General features: G+C 70.3%; 19 protein-coding genes and 1 pseudogene. 16 read left to right on the plus strand and 4 right to left on the minus strand.

Annotated features, from left to right (window positions below):
- The first annotated feature begins 2 nt into the window (after window positions 1–2).
- The 5 genes from pgeF (at window position 3) to ACFSDF_RS13055 (ending at window position 3,226) form a co-directional block, all read left to right on the plus strand.
- Complete coding sequence (gene pgeF, locus ACFSDF_RS13035; RefSeq protein ID WP_167008416.1) at window positions 3–743, plus strand: peptidoglycan editing factor PgeF; 741 nt, start codon at window positions 3–5, stop codon at window positions 741–743.
- On the plus strand, window positions 740–1,453 hold the full coding sequence (locus ACFSDF_RS13040) for a YggS family pyridoxal phosphate-dependent enzyme (protein ID WP_167008419.1): 714 nt from the start codon (window positions 740–742) through the stop codon (window positions 1,451–1,453). The genes pgeF and ACFSDF_RS13040 overlap by 4 nt, the downstream gene beginning before the upstream one ends.
- A gap of 56 nt (window positions 1,454–1,509) precedes the next feature.
- Window positions 1,510–2,010, plus strand: coding sequence for a cell division protein SepF (locus ACFSDF_RS13045; RefSeq protein ID WP_167008422.1), 501 nt, complete (start codon window positions 1,510–1,512; stop codon window positions 2,008–2,010).
- A 20-nt stretch (window positions 2,011–2,030) separates the two neighbouring features.
- Window positions 2,031–2,324: a YggT family protein gene (locus ACFSDF_RS13050; protein WP_167008425.1), complete on the plus strand. Its 294-nt coding sequence runs from the start codon at window positions 2,031–2,033 to the stop codon at window positions 2,322–2,324.
- 128 nt (window positions 2,325–2,452) lie between these two features.
- Complete coding sequence (locus tag ACFSDF_RS13055; protein ID WP_167008428.1) at window positions 2,453–3,226, plus strand: DivIVA domain-containing protein; 774 nt, start codon at window positions 2,453–2,455, stop codon at window positions 3,224–3,226.
- A 132-nt stretch (window positions 3,227–3,358) separates the two neighbouring features.
- On the opposite strand, the gene ileS is transcribed toward ACFSDF_RS13055, so the two are convergent.
- Window positions 3,359–6,505, minus strand: a complete 3,147-nt coding sequence (gene ileS / locus ACFSDF_RS13060) for an isoleucine--tRNA ligase (RefSeq protein WP_279587747.1) — start codon at window positions 6,503–6,505, stop codon at window positions 3,359–3,361.
- 497 nt (window positions 6,506–7,002) lie between these two features.
- On the opposite strand from ileS, the gene ACFSDF_RS13065 reads away from it, so the two are divergent.
- The 6 genes from ACFSDF_RS13065 (at window position 7,003) to ACFSDF_RS13090 (ending at window position 15,029) form a co-directional block, all read left to right on the plus strand.
- Window positions 7,003–7,953, plus strand: a complete 951-nt coding sequence (locus ACFSDF_RS13065; RefSeq protein ID WP_377157788.1) for a TraR/DksA family transcriptional regulator — start codon at window positions 7,003–7,005, stop codon at window positions 7,951–7,953.
- Between the two features lie 47 nt (window positions 7,954–8,000).
- Window positions 8,001–8,555, plus strand: coding sequence for a signal peptidase II (gene lspA / locus ACFSDF_RS13070; RefSeq protein ID WP_243843120.1), 555 nt, complete (start codon window positions 8,001–8,003; stop codon window positions 8,553–8,555).
- Complete coding sequence (locus tag ACFSDF_RS13075) at window positions 8,552–9,499, plus strand: RluA family pseudouridine synthase (protein ID WP_167008434.1); 948 nt, start codon at window positions 8,552–8,554, stop codon at window positions 9,497–9,499. The genes lspA and ACFSDF_RS13075 overlap by 4 nt, the downstream gene beginning before the upstream one ends.
- Before the next feature lie 141 nt (window positions 9,500–9,640).
- Window positions 9,641–13,177, plus strand: a complete 3,537-nt coding sequence (gene dnaE / locus ACFSDF_RS13080) for a DNA polymerase III subunit alpha (protein ID WP_377157790.1) — start codon at window positions 9,641–9,643, stop codon at window positions 13,175–13,177.
- Window positions 13,174–13,704, plus strand: a complete 531-nt coding sequence (locus tag ACFSDF_RS13085; protein WP_377157792.1) for a hypothetical protein — start codon at window positions 13,174–13,176, stop codon at window positions 13,702–13,704. The genes dnaE and ACFSDF_RS13085 overlap by 4 nt, the downstream gene beginning before the upstream one ends.
- A 161-nt stretch (window positions 13,705–13,865) precedes the next feature.
- Window positions 13,866–15,029, plus strand: coding sequence for a baeRF2 domain-containing protein (locus ACFSDF_RS13090; RefSeq protein WP_377157794.1), 1,164 nt, complete (start codon window positions 13,866–13,868; stop codon window positions 15,027–15,029).
- Between the two features lie 10 nt (window positions 15,030–15,039).
- On the opposite strand, the gene ACFSDF_RS13095 is transcribed toward ACFSDF_RS13090, so the two are convergent.
- The 3 genes and pseudogenes from ACFSDF_RS13095 to ACFSDF_RS13105 form a co-directional block, all read right to left on the minus strand.
- The gene (locus ACFSDF_RS13095; protein ID WP_377157796.1) at window positions 15,040–15,936 is read right to left on the minus strand and encodes a hypothetical protein; all 897 of its coding nucleotides are present in this window, start codon (window positions 15,934–15,936) and stop codon (window positions 15,040–15,042) included.
- Between the two features lie 55 nt (window positions 15,937–15,991).
- A pseudogene (gene ybaK, locus ACFSDF_RS13100) lies at window positions 15,992–16,459 on the minus strand (Cys-tRNA(Pro) deacylase); the annotation flags it as partial.
- Between the two features lie 24 nt (window positions 16,460–16,483).
- Window positions 16,484–17,146, minus strand: a complete 663-nt coding sequence (locus ACFSDF_RS13105; RefSeq protein ID WP_167008449.1) for an LON peptidase substrate-binding domain-containing protein — start codon at window positions 17,144–17,146, stop codon at window positions 16,484–16,486.
- A gap of 91 nt (window positions 17,147–17,237) precedes the next feature.
- Between ACFSDF_RS13105 and hisD the strand changes: the two genes are divergently transcribed.
- The 5 genes from hisD (at window position 17,238) to ACFSDF_RS13130 (ending at window position 22,340) form a co-directional block, all read left to right on the plus strand.
- Window positions 17,238–18,563, plus strand: coding sequence for a histidinol dehydrogenase (gene hisD / locus ACFSDF_RS13110; protein WP_377157798.1), 1,326 nt, complete (start codon window positions 17,238–17,240; stop codon window positions 18,561–18,563).
- Window positions 18,560–19,690, plus strand: coding sequence for a histidinol-phosphate transaminase (locus ACFSDF_RS13115; RefSeq protein WP_377157800.1), 1,131 nt, complete (start codon window positions 18,560–18,562; stop codon window positions 19,688–19,690). Before hisD ends, ACFSDF_RS13115 begins: the two co-directional genes overlap by 4 nt.
- Window positions 19,687–20,310, plus strand: coding sequence for an imidazoleglycerol-phosphate dehydratase HisB (gene hisB / locus ACFSDF_RS13120; RefSeq protein ID WP_167251884.1), 624 nt, complete (start codon window positions 19,687–19,689; stop codon window positions 20,308–20,310). Before ACFSDF_RS13115 ends, hisB begins: the two co-directional genes overlap by 4 nt.
- Complete coding sequence (gene hisH, locus ACFSDF_RS13125; RefSeq protein WP_167008460.1) at window positions 20,311–20,946, plus strand: imidazole glycerol phosphate synthase subunit HisH; 636 nt, start codon at window positions 20,311–20,313, stop codon at window positions 20,944–20,946.
- Between the two features lie 143 nt (window positions 20,947–21,089).
- Window positions 21,090–22,340 carry a sulfite oxidase gene (locus ACFSDF_RS13130; protein WP_377157803.1) on the plus strand — a complete coding sequence of 417 codons (1,251 nt, stop codon included), beginning with the start codon at window positions 21,090–21,092 and terminating at the stop codon, window positions 22,338–22,340.
- The last annotated feature ends 44 nt before the right edge of the window (window positions 22,341–22,384 follow it).

Consider the following 22,384-nt stretch of genomic DNA (forward strand, 5'->3'; position numbering starts at 1 on the left):
AGATGTTCGCCTTCCACGAGTCCTTGTCGCACGTCGACCTCGCGTTCACGGACCGGCACGGCGGTGAGAGTGCTGGTCCGTGGGCGTCGCTGAACCTGGCGGCGGGCAACGGCGACGACGCGGAGACAGTCGCACGCAACGTCGTGGCCGCCGCCCGTGCCCTCGGAGGAGACCCCTCCGAAGCCCGGCTCATGCGGCAGGTCCACGGGGACGGTGTGCACGTCGTCACCGCCGGCTCCCCGACCGAGCCGTACCCCGAGGCCGACGCGCTGGTCACCGCTGTGCCCGGCGCCGTGCTCGTCGTCCGGGTGGCCGACTGCCTCCCGATCGTGCTGGCTGACGACGAGGCGCGCGTGGTCGGAGTCGCCCACGCGGGTCGTCGCGGTGTCGTCGTCGATGTCGCGACAGCGACCGTCGAGGCGATGCGCGACCTCGGCGCGCAACAGATCAGGGCTTGGATCGGGCCGCGCATCTGCGGGCGCTGCTACGAAGTCCCCGCACAGATGCGCGACGACGTCGCCGGCCGGCTCCCGGTCGCGTGGGCACAGACGTCGTGGGGGACCCCGGCGCTCGACCTGGCCGCTGCAGCGTCCGAGCAGCTCGAGAAGGCCGGCGCGCGTGTCCATGATCTCGCGGGTGACCTCCCGGTCTGCACGTACGAAGGAGAGTCCGACTTCTTCTCGTACCGGCGCCAAGGGGAGCAGTCCGGCCGGCTCGGCGGCCTCGTACGGATCCGCCCGTGACCGACAGGCGCGCGGAGCTCGCGCACAACCTCGCCTCCGTACGGCAGCGGATCGCGGCGGCCGCGACTGAGGCGGGACGCGCCCCCGAGGACGTGACGATGGTCGTGGTGACCAAGACCTACCCCGCCTCCGACGTGGCGCACCTCGCGGCCCTTGGCGTCACCGACGTCGGTGAAAATCGTCACCCCGAGGCGGCCCGCAAGCGCGAGGAGGCCGGTGAGGCGGGGGCAGGGCTGCGCTGGCACTTCGTCGGCGGGCTCCAGACCAACAAGGCCGGCGCCGTCGCCCGCTACGCGGACGTCGTCCACTCGGTCGACCGGCCTCGGCTCGTCGACGCGCTCGCAAGGGGCGCCGCGCTGGCGGGACGCGAGGTCGAGGTGCTGATCCAGGTCAACCTCGAGGGGCGTGACGACGACCCGGTCGGCCGCGCGGGGGCTGACCCTGCGGACATCCTCGCGCTCGCTGGTCGCATCGACGCCGCCGATGGTCTCGTGCTCGGGGGAGTGATGGCGGTGGCGCCGCTCGGCGCTGATCCGGACCCCGCGTTCGCCCGCCTGTCCGAGATCTCGGCCAGCGTGGCCGCGTCGTACCCGGGCGCGACGACGATCTCGGCCGGCATGAGCGGCGACCTCGAGTCCGCCGTACGACACGGCGCGACACACGTACGGATAGGGCGTTCAGTGCTCGGAGAGAGGCCCGCGCTCGGGTAGGTTGACTGAGACAGTGAGCACCGTTCAAACCCGCAGTGGGTCCAGGAGGTCAGGCGATGGCTGGCGCGATGCGCAAGATGGGTGAGTACCTCGGCCTCGTCGAGCAGTCGGGCGAGTACGACGACTACGACGACTACGAGGCGGACGCCGAGACATCCCGTCGCACAACGGCACGTCCTGCTGTGCACGAGGCCGACTCCCGGACCGTGGCGCGCATCGACGAGCGGCGTCGGCCGACGCCGACACCCGGGCCGACCGCGGTCCCCGCGGCCGCCGAGTTCACTCGGATCACGACGCTCCACCCGCGGACGTACAACGAGGCACGGACGATCGGCGAGCACTTCCGCGAGGGCACGCCCGTCATCATGAACCTCACCGAGATGGACGACAACGACGCCAAGCGTCTCGTCGACTTCGCGGCCGGCCTCATCTTTGCCGTGTACGGCTCGATCGAGCGGATCACCAACAAGGTCTTCCTGCTCTCGCCCCCCAACGTGACCGTCACGGCCGAGGACCGCCAGCGCCTCGCGCAGGGCGGGTTCTTCAACCAGAGCTGACGCGAGGCACACTGACGTCCATGGTCGTTGTCGGCGAGATCATCAACTTCATCCTGTGGGCCTGCATCCTGCTCCTGCTGGCCCGCTTCGTCATCGACTGGGTTCAGGTGCTGTCGCGCTCGTGGCAGCCCAAGGGCTTCGTCCTCGTCATCTGCGAGGCCGTCTACTCGGTGACCGACCCCCCGATGCGCGCCGTGCGCCGGGTCATCCCGCCCATCCGCTTCGGCGGTATGGCGCTCGACCTGTCGCCGATGGTGCTGCTCATCGGGCTCTATCTCCTGCAGATCGTCAATGCACAGATCTTCTTCAGGTGAGCAGGACCCTTCTTCGGTGGAGGGGTCGCGCACTAGTGTGGTGTCCCGCGGGGTGCCGCAGGTGCTGTTTCCCCCACCGAGTACCGTTGTCAGGACTGTCCGATGAAACATGACCCCGAGGTGAGACCATGCCGTTGACGCCAGAGGACGTGCGGAACAAGCGATTTACCCCGGTCAGGCTTCGTGAGGGCTACGACATGGGCGAGGTCGACCAGTTCCTCGACGAGGTCGAGGCCGAGCTCGAGCGTCTGACCCTGGAGAACGAGGACCTGCGGAGCAAGCTTGCCGCCGCCTCGACCGGCTCAGGTTCGCCGACCTCGTCGTTCGACTCCTTCCGCGCGCCCGCCCCGGCTCCGGCCCCGATCGCTGCTCCGCCGCCGCCCCCGCCCGTTCCTACCCCGGCTCCCGCCCCGACCACCTCGGTCGGTGACGCGTCGAGTGCCGCCGCACGGCTGCTGGAGATCGCGACGCACAACGCCGACGAGCTCGTCGAGGCGGCCAAGAACGAGGCCGACCGGATTCTCGGCGAGGCCCGCACCAAGGCCGACCGCGTCGAGAACGAGGCGCGTGGCAAGGCCGAGCGCCTCGAGAGCGAGGCCCGGATGCGTGCCCAGAAGCTTGATGCCGAGACCGCCGAGCGCCGCCAGCAGGCCTTCGGCAACATCGAGAAGGAGCGTGACGACCTCAATCGTGAGCTCGAGCGCCTGCGCACCTTCGAGCGCGAGTACCGCAGCCGCCTCAAGAGCTACTTCCAGGCTCAGCTCTCGAACCTCGAGGGTGAGCAGTCGGTCGCGGCAGCGCTGCCGACGGCCGCTGCGCCGGCCGCCGTGCACTCGTCGACGCCGGAGCACGCTCCGCGCCGTCTCAAGTCGCTCTTCGGCGACGACGACGTGCGCTCCTGAGCCACTCGTACGACGCAGAGGGCCCCGCCCGACCGAGAGGTCGAGCGGGGCCCTTCTGTATTGCCCGTCCGCCGGGGCGGGCCCGGGTGGCGGGTGGCCGTTGGGGCTCGGAGGGGAGGAGCGAACGGCCGGTCAGGCCTTCACGAGGGAGACGGTGACGCCGAGGTCCTCGTCGGTGGCGGTGAAGCCGTCGAGGAGGGCGGCGCCCTCCTCGAGCGCGACCGCCAGCACCTCGCCCGCGATCTGGTCGGTGTGCGCGCGGACGGCGTCCGCCGTCTCGCCCGACGCCGCCCAGGTGACGCGGATCCGGTCGCTGACCTCGAAGCCGGCGTTCTTGCGGGCCTCCTGGAGCATCCGTACGACCTCGCGGGCCACGCCGGCGCGGATCAGCGCGTCGTCGAGCTCGAGATCGAGCGCCACCGTCTCGCCCTGGTCGTTGACGACCGCCCAGCCCTCGCGCGGGCGCTCGGAGACGATGACGTCGTCGGCGGTCACCGAGACGTCCTCGCCGTCGACCTCGAGGTCGAGCGTGTACGCGCCGCCGTCGGCGACGCCGGCCGCAAGCGCGGCGGCGTCCGCCGACGCCACAGCGGACGCGACCACTGGGGTCTGCTTGCCGAAGCGCTTGCCGAGGCTGCGGAAGTTGCCCTTTGCGGAGTACTCGACGAGGTCGCCGGACGCACCGGCGAGCGACTCGAGCGTGCCGACGTTGAGCTCGTCGCAGACCTCCGCCCGCAGCTCGGGGCCGAGCTGGTCCCACGCGCGCGAGGGCACGAGCGCCCGGCGCAGCGGCTGACGGGTACGGACCTTCGCCTCGGCACGCGCCGCACGGCCCAGCTCGGTGATGCGCCGGGCCAGGGAGACCTGCTCGTCGAGCCCCTTCACGACCAGCGTCTCGTCGACGACGGGCCACGATGCCAGGTGCACCGAGGGCGCGGCATCGGGGGCGGAGGTGCGGAAGAGGTCCTGCCAGACCCGCTCGGTCACGAACGGGGTCAGCGGCGCCATCAGGCGGGTCAGGACGTCCAGCGTCTCGTGCAGCGTCGCGAGCGCGGCTGGGTCGCCGTCCCAGAACCGGCGGCGCGAGCGGCGGACGTACCAGTTGGAGAGGTCGTCCACGAACTGCGAGAGCAGTGCGCCCGTCCGCTGCGTGTCGAACCGTTCGAGGCAGGTCGTCACCTCGCCCACGAGCTCCTGCGTCCGCGAGGCTAGCCAGCGGTCGAGCACCGGGCGCTCGGCGACCGGCGGAGCGCCGTCTGCGGGCGACCAGCCAGCCGTACGGGCGTACAGGACGTGGAAGGCCACGGTGTTCCAGTAGGTCAGGAGCACCTTGCGGACGATCTCCTGGAGGGCGCCGTGGCCGACGCGCCGTGCCTGCCAGGGCGAGCCGGAGCACGCCATGAACCAGCGGACGGCGTCGGCGCCGTGGTCGTCCATCAGCGGCACGGGCAGCAGGATGTTGCCGAGGTGCTTGGACATCTTGCGACCGTCTTCGGCCAGGATGTGGCCGAGGCAGACGACGTTCTCGTACGAGTTCTTGTCGAAGACGAGGGTCGAGACCGCCATCAGGGAGTAGAACCAGCCGCGGGTCTGGTCGATCGCCTCGCAGATGTACTGCGCCGGGAACGCCTGCTGGAACTTTTCCTCGGACCCGGGCAGGTGCGGGTATCCCCACTGCGCGAACGGCATGGAGCCGGAGTCGAACCACGCGTCGATGACCTCGGGGACGCGTCGGTAGGTGCCCTCCTCGCCGTCGACGGTGAAGGTGACGTCGTCGATGTACGGGCGGTGGGGATCGAGGTCGGACAGGTCACGGCCGGTCAGCTCCGACAGCTCGGCGAGCGACCCGACGCAGACGAGCTTGCTCGGGTCGACGTCGTTGCGCCAGATCGGCAGCGGCGTCCCCCAGTAGCGGTTGCGTGACAGCGACCAGTCGATGTTGTTGCGCAGCCAGTCGCCGTACCGGCCCCACTTGATCGTCTCGGGGAACCAGTTGGTGCCCTCGTTCTCACGCAGCAGCGCGTCCTTGGCCGCCGTCGTGCGGACGTACCACGCGGGGGAGGCGTAGTACATCAGCGGCGTGTGGCAGCGCCAGCAGTGCGGGTAGGTGTGCTCGTACGGGACGTGGCGGAACAGCAGTCCGCGGAAGTCGAGGTCGTCGACGAGGGTGGCGTCGGCCTTCTTGAAGAACGCGCCGCCGATGAGGTCGATCCCGGCCTCGAAATGGCCGGTCGGGTCGATCGGGTTGACCATCGCGACGCCGTTGCGGCGGCACGACTGGAAGTCGTCCTCGCCGAAGGCAGGGGACTGGTGGACGAGGCCGGTGCCGTCCTCGGTCGTCACGTACTCCTCGTTGACGACGAAGTGCGCGCGACCGGGCCACTCGACGAGGTCGAACGGGCGGTCGTACGTCCAGCCGACGAGCTCGGTGCCCTCGAACCGGGCGTCGACGGTCCAACCCTCGCCGAGCACCTGCTCGAGAAGGGGCTCGGCGACGACCAGCGTCTCGTGGCCGTTGCTCGCGGCGACGTACGTGACGTCGGCCTTGGCGGCGACCAGGGCGTTGGACACGAGCGTCCACGGCGTGGTGGTCCACACCAGGAGCGACGCCTCACCCGCCAGCGGCCCGGAGGTCAGGGGGAAGCGGACGTAGACCGAGGGGTCGACGACCGTCTCGTACCCCTGGGCGAGCTCGTGGTCGGACAGGCCGGTGCCGCAGCGGGGGCAGTAGGGCGCGACGCGGTAGTCCTCGGTGAGCAGCCCCTTGTCGAAGATCTGCTGCAGCGCCCACCAGACGCTCTCGACGTACGGGGTGTCCATCGTGCGGTACGGGTCGTCGGTGTCGACCCAGTAGCCCATCCGCTCGGTCATCTGCTCGAATAGGTCGACGTTGCGCAGCACGGCCTCGCGGCACTTGGCGTTGAACTCTGCGACGCCGAACGCCTCGATGTCGGGCTTGCCGTTGAAGCCGAGCTCCTTCTCGACGGCGATCTCGACCGGGAGGCCGTGGCAGTCCCAGCCGCCCTTGCGCTCGACGAGGTAGCCCTGCATCGTGCGGAAGCGGGGGAAGACGTCTTTGAAGACGCGGGCCTCCACGTGGTGGACGCCAGGGGTGCCGTTGGCGGTGGGCGGTCCCTCGTAGAAGGTCCAACGGGGCGCGCCCTCACGGCGGGCGAGAGACTCCTCGAAGGTGCCCTCGCTCTCCCAGAGCGCGATGACGTCGCGCTCCATGGCAGGCAGGTCCACGTGGGCGGGGACGGGGCGGTACGCGGCGGTCACGGTGTTCCTCCGACAAGTCTGGAGCGGTGCTCGGCTTGGCGAAGGGACGAGGCCTGTGGGCCCCGCGGTACCACCCTCCTTGACGTACGGCGAGGCGTACGCCCTCTCTTGGCGCGCCGCTGCGCGGGTCTACTGCGCCTCGTACGGTCAACCCGTACGGGGCGGTTCTTCCGGCGGCTCCGGGGTGATGCGGCATGCGCTGTGCTCCGGGCTCCCACCGTCCCCAGATCGCTTCGGCACAGGTGGTCGCGCGTCGCGTGTCCCCATCGATACCTGCGGCTGGGACAAAGTCTAGTCCAGTACGCCCGACGTGGTGACGGGGGACGAGTTCTGGTGTCGGTCGTTGTCCGGAAGCGAACGCTCTGGGCGACACACGGCAAATCGGCTTGTGAACCTCTCGAGGCGCGCCTACAGTTCGGGCACCACGTCACATCGAGGCAATCCGGATCGGATCGCCTCGATGTGTGGCATTTCGTGCACATCGAGGGGGCACAGAGATGGCAAGCACGACCAAGACACGAGGAACGAACGCCGTGGGCCGTGGCGCCGCGGCGATCAAGGCTGCCGCACGCAAGGTCGGCGCGACGAAGTCCGCGGCCGCGAGCCGGACTAAGAAGGCGACGGCCGCGGCGAAGAAGGCGGCGCCGGCCAAGAAGACCGCGGCGAAGAAGGCCACGGCCAAGAAGACTGCGGCCAAGAAGGCGACGCCGGCCAAGAAGACTGCGGCCAAGAAGGCGACGCCGGCCAAGAAGACTGCGGCCAAGAAGGCGACGCCGGCGAAGAAGACGACGGCCAAGAAGACCACCGCCAAGAAGACCACCGCCAAGAAGACCACCGCCAAGAAGACCACCGCCAAGAAGACCACGGCGAAGAAGACCACGGCCAAGAAGGCGACGCCCGCAAAGAAGGCGCCCGCCAAGAAGACCGTGACGAAGAAGTCCGTCGCCAAGAAGACGACGGCGAAGAAGACGGCGCCACCGAAGAAGAGAACGGTGTCGAAGCCCCGTACGACAGGAGCGAAGAAGACTGTGACCAACCCCACTGTGGCAGCGCCCGGGTCGCTTGCCGTCAAGTCGGACGAGACTCCGTGGACCGCCGAGGAGCTGGGAGAGGTGCGCGACGGCCTCCTGGCAGACCGGACGCGGCTCCTCGACGAGATCGGGATCGCCGAGCGCGGGCTGGCCGATCTCCTCAGCGGCGGCGTCGATGGCGCGGGCAACGACCAGGCCGATGTGGGCTCCACGTCGCTCGAGCGTGACGCCGAGATGTCGCTCGTGGCGAACCACCGCGACCTCCTCGTCCAGGTCGAGAAGGCACTAGGGCGCATCGAGACCGGGACCTACGGCAACTGCGAGAACTGCGGGCAGCCGATCGGGAAGATGCGGTTGATGGCGTTCCCGCGTGCCACACTGTGCATGACATGCAAGCAACGCGAGGAACGTCGCTGACCCCCGAGAGCGACTCCGTCCACCCCCGAGCACGGTCCAGAAGGATCGTGCTCTTCGGGGTGGTGGCAGTTCTCGGCTACCTCACCGACCTCATCACCAAGATCGTCGCCGTCGCCCGCCTCGAAGATGCGGACCCGGTCGTCGTGATCCCCCACGTCCTCCATCTGACGTTCGTCCGTAACCCCGGAGCCGCCTTCGGCATGGCCACGGGGTTCACGATCGTGCTCACGGTCATCGCGCTCACCGTCTGTGTGGTCGTGATCCGGATGGCGCGCCAGCTGCGGGACCCGTTCTGGGCGATCGGCCTCGGTCTCCTCCTCGCCGGCGCCCTGGGCAACCTGACCGACCGGATCTTCCGCGAGCCGTCGCCGCTGCAGGGCCACGTGGTCGACTTCCTCCAGTTCCCGGACTGGCCGCCCAACTGGCCGGTGTTCAACATCGCCGACGTCATGATCAACCTGGCGGCGGTGATCATCGTGGTCCAGACGGTCCGCGGAGTCGGCCTGGACGGGACGAAGGTCACCAAGAAGGAAGCCGACGCCGGCGAAGACAGGAGCGCCGACGGCGATGCCGCCGACGACCCGGACAAGGGCCCGGCATGACCGCTGATCCAGTCGGGGCCGAGCACCGGGCGTACTTCGTGCCCGACGGCCTCGCGGGCGAACGCCTCGATGCGGCCCTCGCCCGGCTGCTTGGACTGTCGCGCACCCGGGTCGCCGACCTGGTTGCGGACGGCCTCGTGACCGTCGACCACCGTCCGGCTGCCAAGTCGGACCGGGTCGAGGCGGGGGCCTTCCTCGAGGTCACCATCCCGCGTCAGCGTGACGTCACGGAGGTCGTCCCCGAGATCGTCGAGAACCTGCGGATCGTGCACGACGACGACGAGATCGTGGTCGTGGACAAGCCGTCAGGTGTCGCGGCCCACCCGAGCGTCGGCTGGACCGGGCCGGACGTCGTCAGCGGGCTCGCGGGCGCGGGTTTCCGGATCAGCACGTCGGGAGCCCCGGAGCGGCAGGGCATCGTCCAGCGGCTCGACGTCGGCACCAGCGGCCTCATGGTCGTCGCGAAGTCCGAGCACGCCTACACGGTGCTCAAGCGGGCGTTCCGCAACCGCGAGGTGGACAAGACCTATCACGCACTCGTCCAGGGGCATCCGGACCCGCTCGAGGGCACGGTCGACGCTCCGATCGGACGGCACCCCAAGCATGACTGGAAGTTTGCGGTCATGGCCGACGGGCGCGCGAGCGTCACGCACTACGAGACGCTCGAGGCCCACCGGTTCGCGAGTCTCGTGGAGATCAAGCTCGAGACCGGACGCACCCATCAGATCCGGGTACACATGGCGGCGCTCAAGCACCCGTGCGTCGGCGATCCGCTCTACGGCTCCGACCCGACGCTGACCAAGAGGGTGGGCCTGGAGCGCCAGTGGCTGCACGCTGTACGGCTCGGGTTCGAGCACCCCCGTACGAGGGACTGGGTCGACTTCGAGTCCCCGTACCCCGATGACCTCCAGCACGCGCTCGAGGTCATCCGCGCGGCCGACTGAGCCGTGCCCCAGTCCGACCGAAGTGTGCCCGCGGGCGCCGTGGCGGTTGCGTCGGAGCGCCTGTCGAATCTGTCGGTGCCGGTCGTCTAATCTGAACTTCTCTTCCCCGCCCGAACATGTGCCTGAGGAGGCCCCACCCCCATGTCGAGCGCCGACTCGTTCGTGCATCTGCACGTCCACACCGAGTACTCCATGCTCGACGGCGCGGCGAGGCTGACCGACATGTTCGCGCGGACGGCCGAGCTGGGCATGGACGCGATCGCGATGACCGACCACGGCAACGTGTTCGGCGCGTACGACTTCTACAAGAAGGCCAAGGCGGCCGGGGTCAAGCCGATCATCGGCATGGAGGCCTACCTCACGCCCGACACGCACCGTACGGAGCGCAAGCGCGTCCAGTGGAACAAGGGCGGCGGTGACGACGTCTCCGGCGGGGGTGCGTTCACCCATATGACGCTGCTCGCCCAGAGCACCGCCGGCATGCACAACCTGTTCCGGCTGTCGTCCCGCTCGTCGCTCGAGGGGTTCTTCTACAAGCCCCGTGCCGACCGTGAGCTGCTGTCCGAGTACGCCAACGGCCTCATCGCGACGACCGGGTGCCCTTCGGGCGAGGTGCAGACCTGGCTGCGCATCGGCAACTACGCCAAGGCGCGTCAGTCAGCAGCCGAGTTCATGGACATCTTCGGCCGCGAGAACTTCTTCGTGGAGCTGATGGACCACGGGCTCTCGATCGAGACCCGCGTGCGCGACGACCTGCTGAGGCTCGCCAAGGACCTCGACCTGCGCCTCGTGGCGACCAACGACTCGCACTACACGCACCCCGCCGACTCCACCGCGCACGAGGCGCTGCTGTGCGTGCAGTCCGGCAAGACGCTCGCCGATCCGACGCGGTTCAAGTTCGACGGCAACGGCTACTACATCAAGTCCCCGCAGGAGATGCGCCAGCTGTGGGAGCGCGATGCGGGTCTACCCGAGGCGTGCGAGTCGACCCTCCTGATCGCCGAGCGCTGCGAGGTCGAGTTCACCGAGGGCAACGGCACGTTCATGCCCCGGTTCCCGGTCCCCGAGGGCGAGTCGGAGGAGACGTGGCTCCTCAAGGAGGTCGACCGGGGCCTCGCCGTGCGTTATCCCGACGGCATCACCGAGGACGTGCGCAAGCGCGCCGACTTCGAGGTGGACGTCATCCTCAAGATGGGGTTCGCCGGCTACTTCCTCGTCGTCGCCGACTTCATCAACTGGGCCAAGGAGCACGGCATCCGCGTCGGTCCGGGCCGTGGCTCCGGCGCCGGCTCGATGGTCGCGTACGCGATGCGCATCACCGACCTGGACCCGATCGTCCACGGCCTGATCTTCGAGCGGTTCCTCAACCCCGACCGCGTCTCGATGCCGGACTTCGACGTCGACTTCGACGAGCGTCGTCGTGGCGAGGTCATCCGATACGTCACCGAGAAGTACGGCGACGACCGGGTATCGCAGATCGTTACGTACGGCACGATCAAGTCCAAGCAGGCCGTCAAGGACGCCTCCCGCGTGCTCGGCTACCCGTTCTCGATGGGGGAGCGGATCACCAAGGCGATGCCGCCGCTGGTGATGGGCAAGGACGTCCCGCTCAAGGACATCTTCAATGCCGAGCACCCTCGCTACAACGAGGGCGGCGAGTTCCGGTCGCTGTACGACACCGACCCCGACGCCAAGAAGGTCGTCGACACCGCCGTCGGCCTCGAGGGCCTCAAGCGCCAATGGGGCGTCCACGCCGCCGGCGTGATCATGTCGAGCGAGCCGCTGCTCGACATCATCCCCGTGATGAAGCGCGAGCAGGACGGCGCGATCATCACCCAGTTCGACTACCCGACCTGCGAGTCGCTCGGGCTGATCAAGATGGACTTCCTGGGGTTGCGCAACCTCACCGTCCTCGATGATGCGCTCGACAACATCCGCAACAACCGGGGCGAGGAAGTCGTCCTCGAAGACCTCCCGCTGCGCGATGACGAGACGTTCGCGCTGCTGTCGCGCGGTGACACGCTCGGCGTCTTCCAGCTCGACGGCGGTCCGATGCGGGCCCTGCTGCGCAGCATGCGCCCCGACAGCTTCGAGGACATCTCGGCCGTCGGCGCGCTCTATCGACCGGGCCCGATGGGCGCCGACTCCCATAACAAGTACGCCCGCCGCAAGAACGGCCGCGAGAACGTCGAGCCGATCCACCCCGACCTCGCTGAGGCCCTCGAGGACATCCTCGGCGAGACGTACGGCCTGATCGTCTATCAAGAGCAAGTCATGGCGATCGCCCAGCAGCTCGCGGGCTACTCGCTCGGACAGGCCGACCTGCTCCGCCGCGCGATGGGCAAGAAGAAGAAGTCTGAGCTGGACAAGCAGTTCGCGAACTTCTCGGCCGGCATGGTGGAGCGCGGGTTCTCGAAAGCATCGATCAAGACGCTGTGGGACATCCTGCTGCCGTTCTCCGACTACGCGTTCAACAAGGCGCACTCGGCCGCGTACGGTGTGGTCTCCTTCTGGACCGCGTACCTCAAGGCGCACTTCCCCGCCGAGTACATGGCCGCGCTCCTCACCAGCGTGCGCGGCGACAAGGACAAGTCGGCGATCTATCTCAACGAGTGCCGTCGCATGGGCATCAAGGTGCTCCCGCCGGACGTCAACGACTCCGAGGCCAACTTCACCGCCGTGGGGCCCGACATCCGCTTCGGCCTGTCGGCGGTCCGCAACGTCGGCCACAACGTCGTCGACGCGATCGCCGAGGCACGGACCGAGAAGGGCGCCTTCACCGACTTCTCCGACTTCATGGACAAGGTGCCTCCGGTCGTCTGCAACAAGCGGGTGATCGAGTCGCTGATCAAGTCCGGCGCGTTCGACTCGCTCAAGCACTACCGCCGCGCGCTGGTGACGATCCATGAGGACGCCGTCGACCAGTACATCGACCTCAAGCGCAACGAGGCGATCGGCCAGGACTCGCTGTTCGCCGGTCTGGACGACAGCGACGCCGGGTTCGCAGGGACGTCGGTCGTCGTCCCCGACCTCGACGAGTGGGACAAGACGACGCTCCTCGCCCACGAGCGGGAGATGCTCGGCCTGTACGTCTCCGACCACCCGCTGTTCGGGCTCGAGCACGTCCTGCGCGCCGCCAGCGACTGCACGATCGGTGACCTGATCGCCGACGAAGAGCGCCCCGACGGTGCGCAGATGACCGTCGCCGGCCTCGTGACCTCGATCCAGCGCAAACTCACCAAAAAGGGCGACCCCTGGGCGATCGTGACCGTCGAGGACCTCGAGGGCGCGGTCAACGTGATGCTGTTCCCGTCGGTCTACACGCTGTCGGGCCACCTGCTCGTCGAGGACGCCGTCGTGGTCGTCAAGGGGCGGCTCAAGCGCAAGGAAGACACTCCGGAGCTCTCGGCGACCGAGCTGACCGCGGCCGACCTCAGCGTCGGTCACGACGGCCCGGTCGTGCTCACGCTGCCGACAGCGCGTTGCACCCCGCCGACCCTCGACCAGCTGCGCGACGTGCTCTCGAGCCACCCCGGCGCGACCGAGGTGCATCTGCGTCTGGTCGGCACCAGGAGCACCAAGCTCATGCGGCTCGACGCACGGCTGCGGGTGAGCCCGTCGTCGTCGCTGATCGCCGACCTCAAGGCCCTGCTCGGACCAGGGTGTCTCGCCTCGTGAGGACCGAGGGCTCCGCGACTCGGGGGACGGTCGCGACCATCGCCGGCTTCCTCGTCGCCGGCGCTGTGGCGGGTGTCGCCTGGGCATTGCTCGCCGACCCCCTCCAGTACACCGTCGTCCGGGTCGACGACCGGTCCGGACTCAGTGCCGACGAGGTCGCCGCCTCGGCGGCCTTCGGTGTCCTCCTCACGTACGCGTGGGTCAGCGCGGTCGCTGCGGCGGTGTGGTCGGCGTTCGCGACCTGGCGCTGGGGGCGCGAGGGCGGGGTCGGGGTCGTCGCCCGTACGGCGATCGGCGCCGCGGTCGCCGCGTTGGTGGCGTGGGGTGTCGGGGTCCTGCTCGGGCCGCCCACACCAGAGGTCGGCTCACGGCCGGCCGGCGCCGAGGTCCCCGCGCGGCTCGGGATCGACGCCTACGGGATTCTGTTCGTCTGGCCTGTTGCCGCACTGTTGGCGCTCCTTCTGATCTCCTGGCTGATGCTCCTGCGTGAGCCGGTCGAGGAGATCCACGTCGCCGAGCCCGTCTGACCGCCCCGGCCCTCTGCGCCTATGCGTCGGCCTGCCTATCGCGGTTGTCGGCTTCGCCTGCCTGGGGCAGGGTGGAGGCAGGCCGGTGACCTCGTACGACGGCGGCCGCCTCGCGGCGTCGCCTCGGCAGGTCCCGGGAACCCACGCAGAGAGGGGCGCGGATGCACTTTCAGTGGCTGACCGAGCAGCTTCCTTCCGACGAGATGCTGGCGACGGTGGTGATGGATGCCAGCAGGGACACCGAGAGCGGAGACAGAACGGTCGCCGCGCGATGGTCGGAGCTTCGCCGGTCCCTGGACCGCCAGGGCATCACCAAGGAGATGGCCGCCGTCCTCGAGGAACAGGCGCTGCAGCCGACACGGGCCTCGGGCCCGCACGGGCGGCTGATCGTCGCGGGGGAGAGCGGCATCCTCATGGATCGCCTGCTGCTGTTCCCGCCTCGCAAGGACGAGGCGGTGCTCTCGATCGGCCCGGACGTGTTCGCGCTGGCCCGCGAGGCTGACGACACGGTCCGCTATCTGCTCGCGGAGATCGACCGTACGGGTGCCGACATCACGCTGTACGACTCGACGTCCGGCGCGGTCGGTGGCGAGCCTCACCGCGAGAGCGTCGACGGTGAGCACGACGTGCTCAACAAGATCCGGGGCGGCGGGCTGTCGCACAAGCGCATCGAGAGCAGGGTCGAGGACTCCTGGGACCGCAACGCCGAGACGGTCGCGGCAGATCTCGACCGGATCGTCCTCGAGCGTCGTCCCGACCTGGTCGTCGTGACCGGTGACGTACGCGCGGTGGCGCTGGTGCAGGGCGCGCTGGGCGCCGCGGCACGCGAGATGACCGAGCACGTCCAGGGAGGTGCCCGTCACAACGGCGTCAACGGTGCCTTCGAGACGCGCATCGACGAGGCGCTGGAGGAGTTCCGTGTCCGCAGGCGGTCGGTGGTGATCGACCGGTTCCGCCAGGAGCTGGGCCGCAACGCGATGGCCGTCACCGGCATCAACCGTGTGCTCGATGCCCTGCGCAAGGCCCAGGTCGAGGAGCTGCTGATCTCCGACGAGGCCGCGGGCCCGGTGAGCACGCTCGCCGACTCCAAGGTCTGGGTCGGCGACAAGCCGCTCGAGCTGTCGATGCACCGCGACGAGATCAGACAGCTGTCGTCCGGCGACGCACGGGCACGGCGGGCGGACCTGGCGCTCGGGACCGCCGCTGCGGTCCAGGATGCGGGGATCACGATCGTCTACCACGACGACGAGATCCTCACCGACGGTGTCGGCGCTCTCCTGCGGTGGGACCCGGCGAAGCCGTCAGGGGTCGTCGAGCCCGGCTGACGGCGCCGGCTCACCTGTCCGACGGCGCGACGGGCCTCTCGAAGATCTGCAGGAACCCGCCGATCACGAAGCCCGCCGCGCCGGCGAACGTCCCCCAGTTGACCAGGCCGAGGTAGAGCACGGCCTCGGTCGCCGGACGGGTGTACGCGGCGAGGCCGGCGAAGAAGAACAGGATCGACCCGACCTGGTTGACGGCGACCACCCACCAGCCAAGCTCGGCGCTCCTCACTCGCACGTGGCCGTGCCCGATCTCCAGCTGGGCGAGGTGGCCGGACGCCAGGAAGCACACGCAGCCGGCCATGTCCGGGAGCCACATCCACGTGTTGGTCTGTCGTACGGTCAGGTCTTCGGCGAACGCGGCGACCAGCGAGACGCCGAAGGCCAGCGTCCCGGCGAAGAGGACCACGGCACTCGCCCACCCGAGGTCGTGCGGCCGGGACCTCCACCAGCGCCACCGCGCCGACCGCAGGGTGCCGTGCTCGTCGATCTCGGTCGGTGCGTTCGTCGCCTGCAGGACCGAGACGTACCCGCCGAGGCTGAAGAAGACGCCTCCCACGAGATAGACGTCGTCCACCGTCCGCGCCGCGCCGATCCCCGCCTGCGCGAGGTAGGCCCCGAGGGCGAAGAGCGACCCGCCGAGCACGAACGACACGGCCGCGACCACGTTGAGTCGTCGCAGGCGCCGTACGGTCGTGGGCTCGGCCTCGACCGCCGAGGTGCCGCCCTCCGCGCCGTGCACCTGGATGCGTCCGCGGCGGCGCGCCGTACGAGACTCCCACTGTGCGGACGTCCCGTCGTGGCGTTCCCAGCGCAGACCTGTCGTGAACCCGCCGATCCCGTCGGCACGCTCGAGCACCCATCGGCCTGGCCGACGGATCGCGGCGCCCTCCTCAGACCGAACCGGCACGCGCGGACTCTAGCAACGCGCGGACGGCCGCGCCGCGCGATTGCGGGCGGGCCGCTCAGCGCCGCGCGACCGGGGCGAGCGTGGCGCGGGTGAGCGCGACGAGGTCGGCTGGGGCGAGGCCGATGTCGTACCCGCGCCTGCCACCGGAGACGTACACGAGATCCCACTCCTCGGCGCTGGCGTCCACGACCGTGCGCAGGGCACGCTTCTGACCGAGCGGCGCGATCCCGCCGACGACGTAGCCGGTCACCCGCTCGGCGAGCGCGGGATCGGCCATCGAGGCCTTCTTGGCGCCGACCACCTTCGCGAGCGCCTTCAGGTCCAGCTGGGCGTCGACGGGGATGACACCGACAACGAGCGTCCCGTCGCAGTCGGCGAGGAGGGTCTTGAACACCTGAGCGGCGGGCACGCCGAGCGCCTCGGCGGCCTCGAGCCCGTACGAGACGGCGCGCGGGTCGTGGTCGTACGGGTGCGCCGTCCAGGCGACTCCCGCCTTCTCGAGCACACTGGTCGCCGGCGTGCCTGCGGAATGCTTTTGGCCACGGGGTCAGTTGGGGGACCAGGACGTCCGTGCGACGTCGACGGCGGGGAGGCTGGGGACGGCACGCATCGCGGCAATCTCGGTCACCATCAGGTGGTGGTAGTAGCGCAGCCGTTCGGCGGCGTCGTCGGCCTCCAGCAGCTCCTGCCGGTCGGGCAGTGTGAGGACGGCGCTGGAGGCGAGCAGGTATGACAGGTCGACCGGGTCGCCCGGCAGCTCCTCGACCTGGGCGTCCAGCCGGAAGCGGTTGAGCTCGATCCGGTAGGCGTCGAACACGGCGTGCGCACGGTCGGCGGCGACGGTGACGTCCTCCCCGACCGGCTCGTCCAGATCCTCGACGTGCCCCCACATGAAGCTCTCGCCGGTCACGCCCGCGTCGAGGCGGATCCGCCCGATCGCGTCCACCGTGAGGTCGTACCGGCCGTCGTCGTAGCCGGTCACGTCGGTGAGGGCGACCTCGACGCCGACCCGGTGGATCGACTGGACGCCGCTCTCGCCGACCTCGTACCCCTCGCGGATCGAGACGATGCCGAACCGGCGCTCGGCCTCGGGGAGGGTCAGGAGGTAGGCGACGAGCTCGCGGTAGCGGTCCTCGAAGACGTGCAGCGACAGCGTCTGTCCGGGGAGGACGACGCTCCCGAGCGGGAACAGCGGGATCGAGCGGGCCACGTCGCCAGCCTAACCACGCGAGGGAGTCAGGATCGGCATGTTCGCCATGCGGCGGTGGGTGTCGCCCATCCGGCCTCCGTAGACTTGACCCATGATCCGTCGCACCGACCTGCGGGACACTCCTGCCGGGACGACCGCCGCGCAATACCGTGCGGTGCTCCCGCGCGCGCCGTTCGACGTCGAGGCGGCCGTCGCGGTCGTCCGGCCCATCGTCGAGGACGTGCGACACCGGGGCGTCGAGGCGGTCCTGGACGCGACGGAGCGGTTCGACCACGTGCGCCGCGAGACCCTCGCCGTCGACCCGGCCGACATCCGGATGGCCCTCGAGACGCTCGCGCCGGACGTGCGCGAGGCATTGGAGGAGTCGATCGTCCGGCTGCGTACGACGTGCGAGGCCGAGCTCGAGCACGACGTGGTCACCGCGGTCGCGCCCGGGGCGCGGGTGGAGCGCCGGATCGTCCCGGTCGGGCGTGTCGGTCTCTACGTGCCGGGCGGTCTCGCCCCGCTCGTCTCCAGCGTCCTCATGAACGTCGTCCCCGCCCAGGTGGCGGGTGTGTCCTCGCTGGCGCTCGCGACGCCGCCGCAGCAGGAGTTCGGGGGCGCCCCGCACCCGACCGTCCTCGCGGCGTGCGCGCTGCTCGGCGTGGAGGAGGTGTACGCGGTCGGCGGTGCGCAGGCGATCGCGATGTTCGCGTACGGGGCTGCTCCGTGCGAGCCGGTCGACCTGGTGACGGGACCGGGCAACATCTACGTGGTCGCCGCCAAGCGACTGGTGCAGAGCGTCACCGGCATCGACTCCGAGGCCGGTCCGACCGAGATCGCGATCCTCGCCGACGACACCGCAGTGCCGTCGTTCGTCGCAGCAGACCTCATCAGCCAGGCCGAGCACGACCCGCTCGCGGCCGCGGTGCTGGTCACGCCGAGCGTCGCGCTCGCCGACGCCGTCGACGCGGAGCTCGCGCGCCAGGTGCCGGCTGCCAAGCACGCGGAGCGCATCGAGACCGCGCTCACCTCGCCGCAGTCCGCGACCGTGCTGGTCCGCGACGTCGCGCAGGGCCTCGACGTCGTCAACGCCTATGCCGCGGAGCACCTCGAGATCCAGACGGCCGACGCCGCCGCGGTGGCGTCGCGCGTGGAGAACGCGGGCGCGGTCTTCGTCGGGAGCTGGTCGCCGGTCTCGCTGGGCGACTACGCCGCTGGCTCGAACCACGTGCTTCCCACCGCCGGGTGCGCCTGCCACTCGTCGGGCCTGTCGGTCCGGTCGTTCTGCAAGAGCATGCAGGTCGTCTCGTACGACGAGGGCGCGCTGCGCGACATCGGTCCCAAGGTCGTGGTGCTCGCTCAGGCCGAGGACCTCCCGTCGCACGGCGAGGCCGTGACGGTGCGCCTCGACGCCCCTGAGGGGAGCGCGTCGTGACCCTCCCCGACTGGGTGCCGATCCGTGACGACCTGCGCCCGTACGAGCCGTACGGCGCGCCGCAGCTCGACGTGCCGGTGCAGCTGAACGTCAACGAGAACCCGTACGGCCCGTCCAAGGCGACCGCCGACGACATCGCGGAGTCGCTGCGCGTGGCCGCGACCGAGCTCAACCGCTATCCCGACCGCGAGGCGTGGGCGCTGCGCGAGGCGCTCGCCGGCTACCTCGGGCACGGCTTGCGTGCGGGCTCGGTCTGGGCCGCCAACGGGTCCAACGAGATCATGCAGCAGATCCTGCAGGCCTTCGGCGGCCCCGGACGCACGGCGGCGTCGTTCACGCCGACGTACTCGATGTATCCCGAATACGCCCGCAACACGCACACGCGCTGGCTCGCCGGGCGCCGCGCCGACGACTTCACCTTCGACGTCGACGCCGCGCTCGCGCTGATCGCCGAGGAGCAGCCGGACGTGGTGCTGCTCGCCTCGCCCAACAACCCGACGGGCGAGTCGCTGACGCTCGACGCGGTGCGCGCGGTGTGCGACGCCGCGCCGGGGATCGTCGTGCTCGACGAGGCGTATGCGGAGTTCCGCCGTCCGGGGACGCCGACCGCCCTGTCGGTGCTCGGCGACTACCCGCGACTGGTCGTGACGCGCACGATGAGCAAGGCGTTCGCGTTCGCCGGAGGCAGGCTGGGCTACCTCGCCGCCGATCCCGCGATCGTCGACGCGCTGCGCATCGTGCGCCTTCCGTACCACCTCTCGACCGTCACGCAGACCGTCGCCCTCGCGGCGCTGCGGCATGCCGACGAGATGCTCGCGCGCGTCGCGGACCTGCGGACGACTCGCGACGAGACGGCAGCCTGGCTGCGCGAGCGGGGGCACGACGTCGTCGACTCCGACGCCAACTTCGTGCTGTTCGGGACGTTCGCCGACCGGCACGCCGTGTGGCAGGGTCTTCTCGACAGGGGGGTGCTGATCCGCGAGACCGGGCCCGACGGCTGGCTTCGCGTCAGCATCGGCGCGCCCGAGGAGATGGCGGCGTTCCGCGAGGCGCTGAGCGGCGTGGTCGCGACCGACGGGGTCTCGACGGGCTCGACCGACGGACGTACCGACCAGGAGGACGCATGACCACGACGATCGAGACCGCCGGTCCCCGTCGCGCCCGTGTCGAGCGCAAGACGTCGGAGTCCCACGTCGTCGTCGAGGTCGACCTCGACGGCACCGGCGCGCACGACATCGCGACCGGGGTCGGCTTCTACGACCACATGCTGACGGCGCTCTCACGGCACTCGCTGATCGACCTCACGGTGCGCTCCGAGGGCGACCTCCACATCGACGCGCACCACACCGTCGAGGACACGGCCATCTGCATCGGCGAGGCGATCAAGGCCGCGCTGGGCGACAAGGCGGGCATCCGCCGGTACGGCGACGCGCTTGTGCCGCTCGACGAGGCGCTCGCGCAGGCGGTCGTCGACGTCTCGGGCCGCCCGTACTTCGTGCACACCGGCGAGCCGGAGTCGCAGGTCACGGTCGTGATCGGCGGCCAGTACAGCGGCTCGCTGACGCAGCACGTCCTCGAGTCGCTCGCGCACCACGCGGGGCTGACGATGCACGTCCGCCTGGTAGCGGGACGCGACCCGCACCACATCGCCGAGGCGCAGTACAAGGCGGTGGCGCGTGCGCTGCGTCAGGCCGTCGAGCGTGACCCCCGCGAGACCGGGGTGCCCAGCACCAAGGGCGCGCTCTAGATGGCACCGAACGTCGTCGTGCTCGACTACGGGTCGGGCAACCTGCGGTCTGCCGTGCGCGCGTTCGAACGTGCCGGGGCGGAGGTCACGCTGACGTCGGACTTCGATACGGCGCTCGAGGCCGACGGGCTCGTCGTCCCCGGTGTCGGCGCGTACGCGGCGTGCATGCAGGGTCTGCGTGCGGTCCGTGGTGAGCGCCTCATCGGGCGCAGGCTCGCGGGCGGTCGGCCCGTGATCGGCATCTGCGTCGGCATGCAGATCCTCTTCGGCACCGGCATCGAGCACGGCGTCACGACCGAGGGGTGCGACGAGTGGCCGGGCACGGTCGAGCGGATCGAGGCCGACATCGTGCCGCACATGGGCTGGAACACCGTGGAGGTCCCCGCAGGCTCGGTGCTCTTCGACGGTGTCGAGGACGAGCGGTTCTACTTCGTGCACTCGTACGGTGTGCGCCGCTGGGAGCTCGACGAGCCCAACCCGGCGATGCCGGCGCGGGTGACCTGGACCTCGTACGGTGGCGACCGCTTCGTTGCGGCGGTGGAGAACGGTCCGCTGTCGGCGACGCAGTTCCACCCGGAGAAGTCCGGCGACGCGGGCGCCGCGCTGCTGCGCAACTGGGTCACCTCCCTCTCCTAACGCCCGCGGGTCTGTCTCTGCCCGGGCCGGGTCGCTGCCTGCGCACGCCGGGTCGCCTTCTGGCGGCGCCGGGTCACCGTGGCTTCCGATCCGCGTGCGCGAAACCCTGCCCCGGGCGCCCTCGCGTCCCTAGCCTCGCGGGCATGTCGCCCGATCCTGCGCCTTCGCCCTCCCTCGCCCGCCGCGACGTTCTCCGGCTCGGCGGCGGGACAGCCGCCGCGCTCGTCGCCGCCCGTACGGTGGGCAGCGGTGCCGCCGCCGCAACGCCGTCGCCGTTGACCTCTCCCTTCACGCCGGCGGTGGCGGGCCCGATCCTCAAGCCGCTCCCGCCCGAGTGGTTCGTCACCTACGGGACCAACGCCGAGATGCGATGGGACTCTGTCGATCCTCGCCGCTACCTGACGGCGACCGAGCGATTGTTCGTCCGCAACCACACGACCACGCCGACGATCGATCCGGCGTCATACACGCTGCGCATCTTCGGTGACGGCCTCGCTGATGCCCGGACGCCCGAGCGCGCGCACGTCCTCTCGTACGACGACCTCCTGCGGCTGCCGTCTCGTACGGTCACGAGCCTGCTGGAGTGCACGGGCAACGGGCGCAGCTTCTTCGCGAGCCAGCAGGGCACCCCCGCGAGCGGGACTGCGTGGCAGCTCGGCGCCGTCGGCACGGTCCGCTGGACCGGCGTCCCGCTCGCGACCGTGCTGCGGCGGCTCGGAGTGCGGCCTGACGCCGTGGACGTCCAGGCGGCCGGGCTCGATGCGCCGTTCGTGAGCGGGGGAGTCGACTACGGCCGTGTCCGGCGCCCGTTCCCTGTCTCGAAGGCGCTCGACGACGCCCTGCTCGTCTACGCGATGAACGGACGCCCGCTGCTGCCCGACCACGGCTTCCCCGTACGGCTCCTGCTGCCGGGATGGGTCGGGATCGCCAACATCAAGTGGCTAGGCGAGCTTGAGGTCTCGCGGGCGGCGCTGACGTCGCCATGGAACACGAAGTGGTATCGGATGACGGGCGGTGACTACCCGGTCGACTCGCCCCCCTTGACCGTCCTGCCGGTGAAGTCGGCGTTCGAGCTGGCTCGTGACGCCGTCCTCCCCGTGGGCCGCCGTACCGTCCTCACCGGCCGCGCATGGTCGGGAGCCGCGCCCGTCGCGCGCGTCGAGGTGAGCACCGACGGGGGAGAGTCGTGGGACAACGCGCAGCTGACGCGGCGCGGGCACGGCGGCGGGTGGGCGCAGTGGGCGTACCCATGGCGTCCCCGGACCTCCGGCCAACACGTCCTGCTGGCCCGCGCCACCGACCGCGCCGGCCGTACGCAGCCCGAGACCGTGCCGTACAACGACAACGGCTACCTGTTCTCGGCGGTCGTCCGGCACCCGGTGTCCGTGGCGTAGTGACCCGGGGGCGCCCGGGAGTGACCCGGGGTCCGAGGTGCGGG

The sequence above is a fragment of the Mumia zhuanghuii genome (assembly GCF_042681565.1).
GTDB lineage: Bacteria > Actinomycetota > Actinomycetes > Propionibacteriales > Nocardioidaceae > Mumia.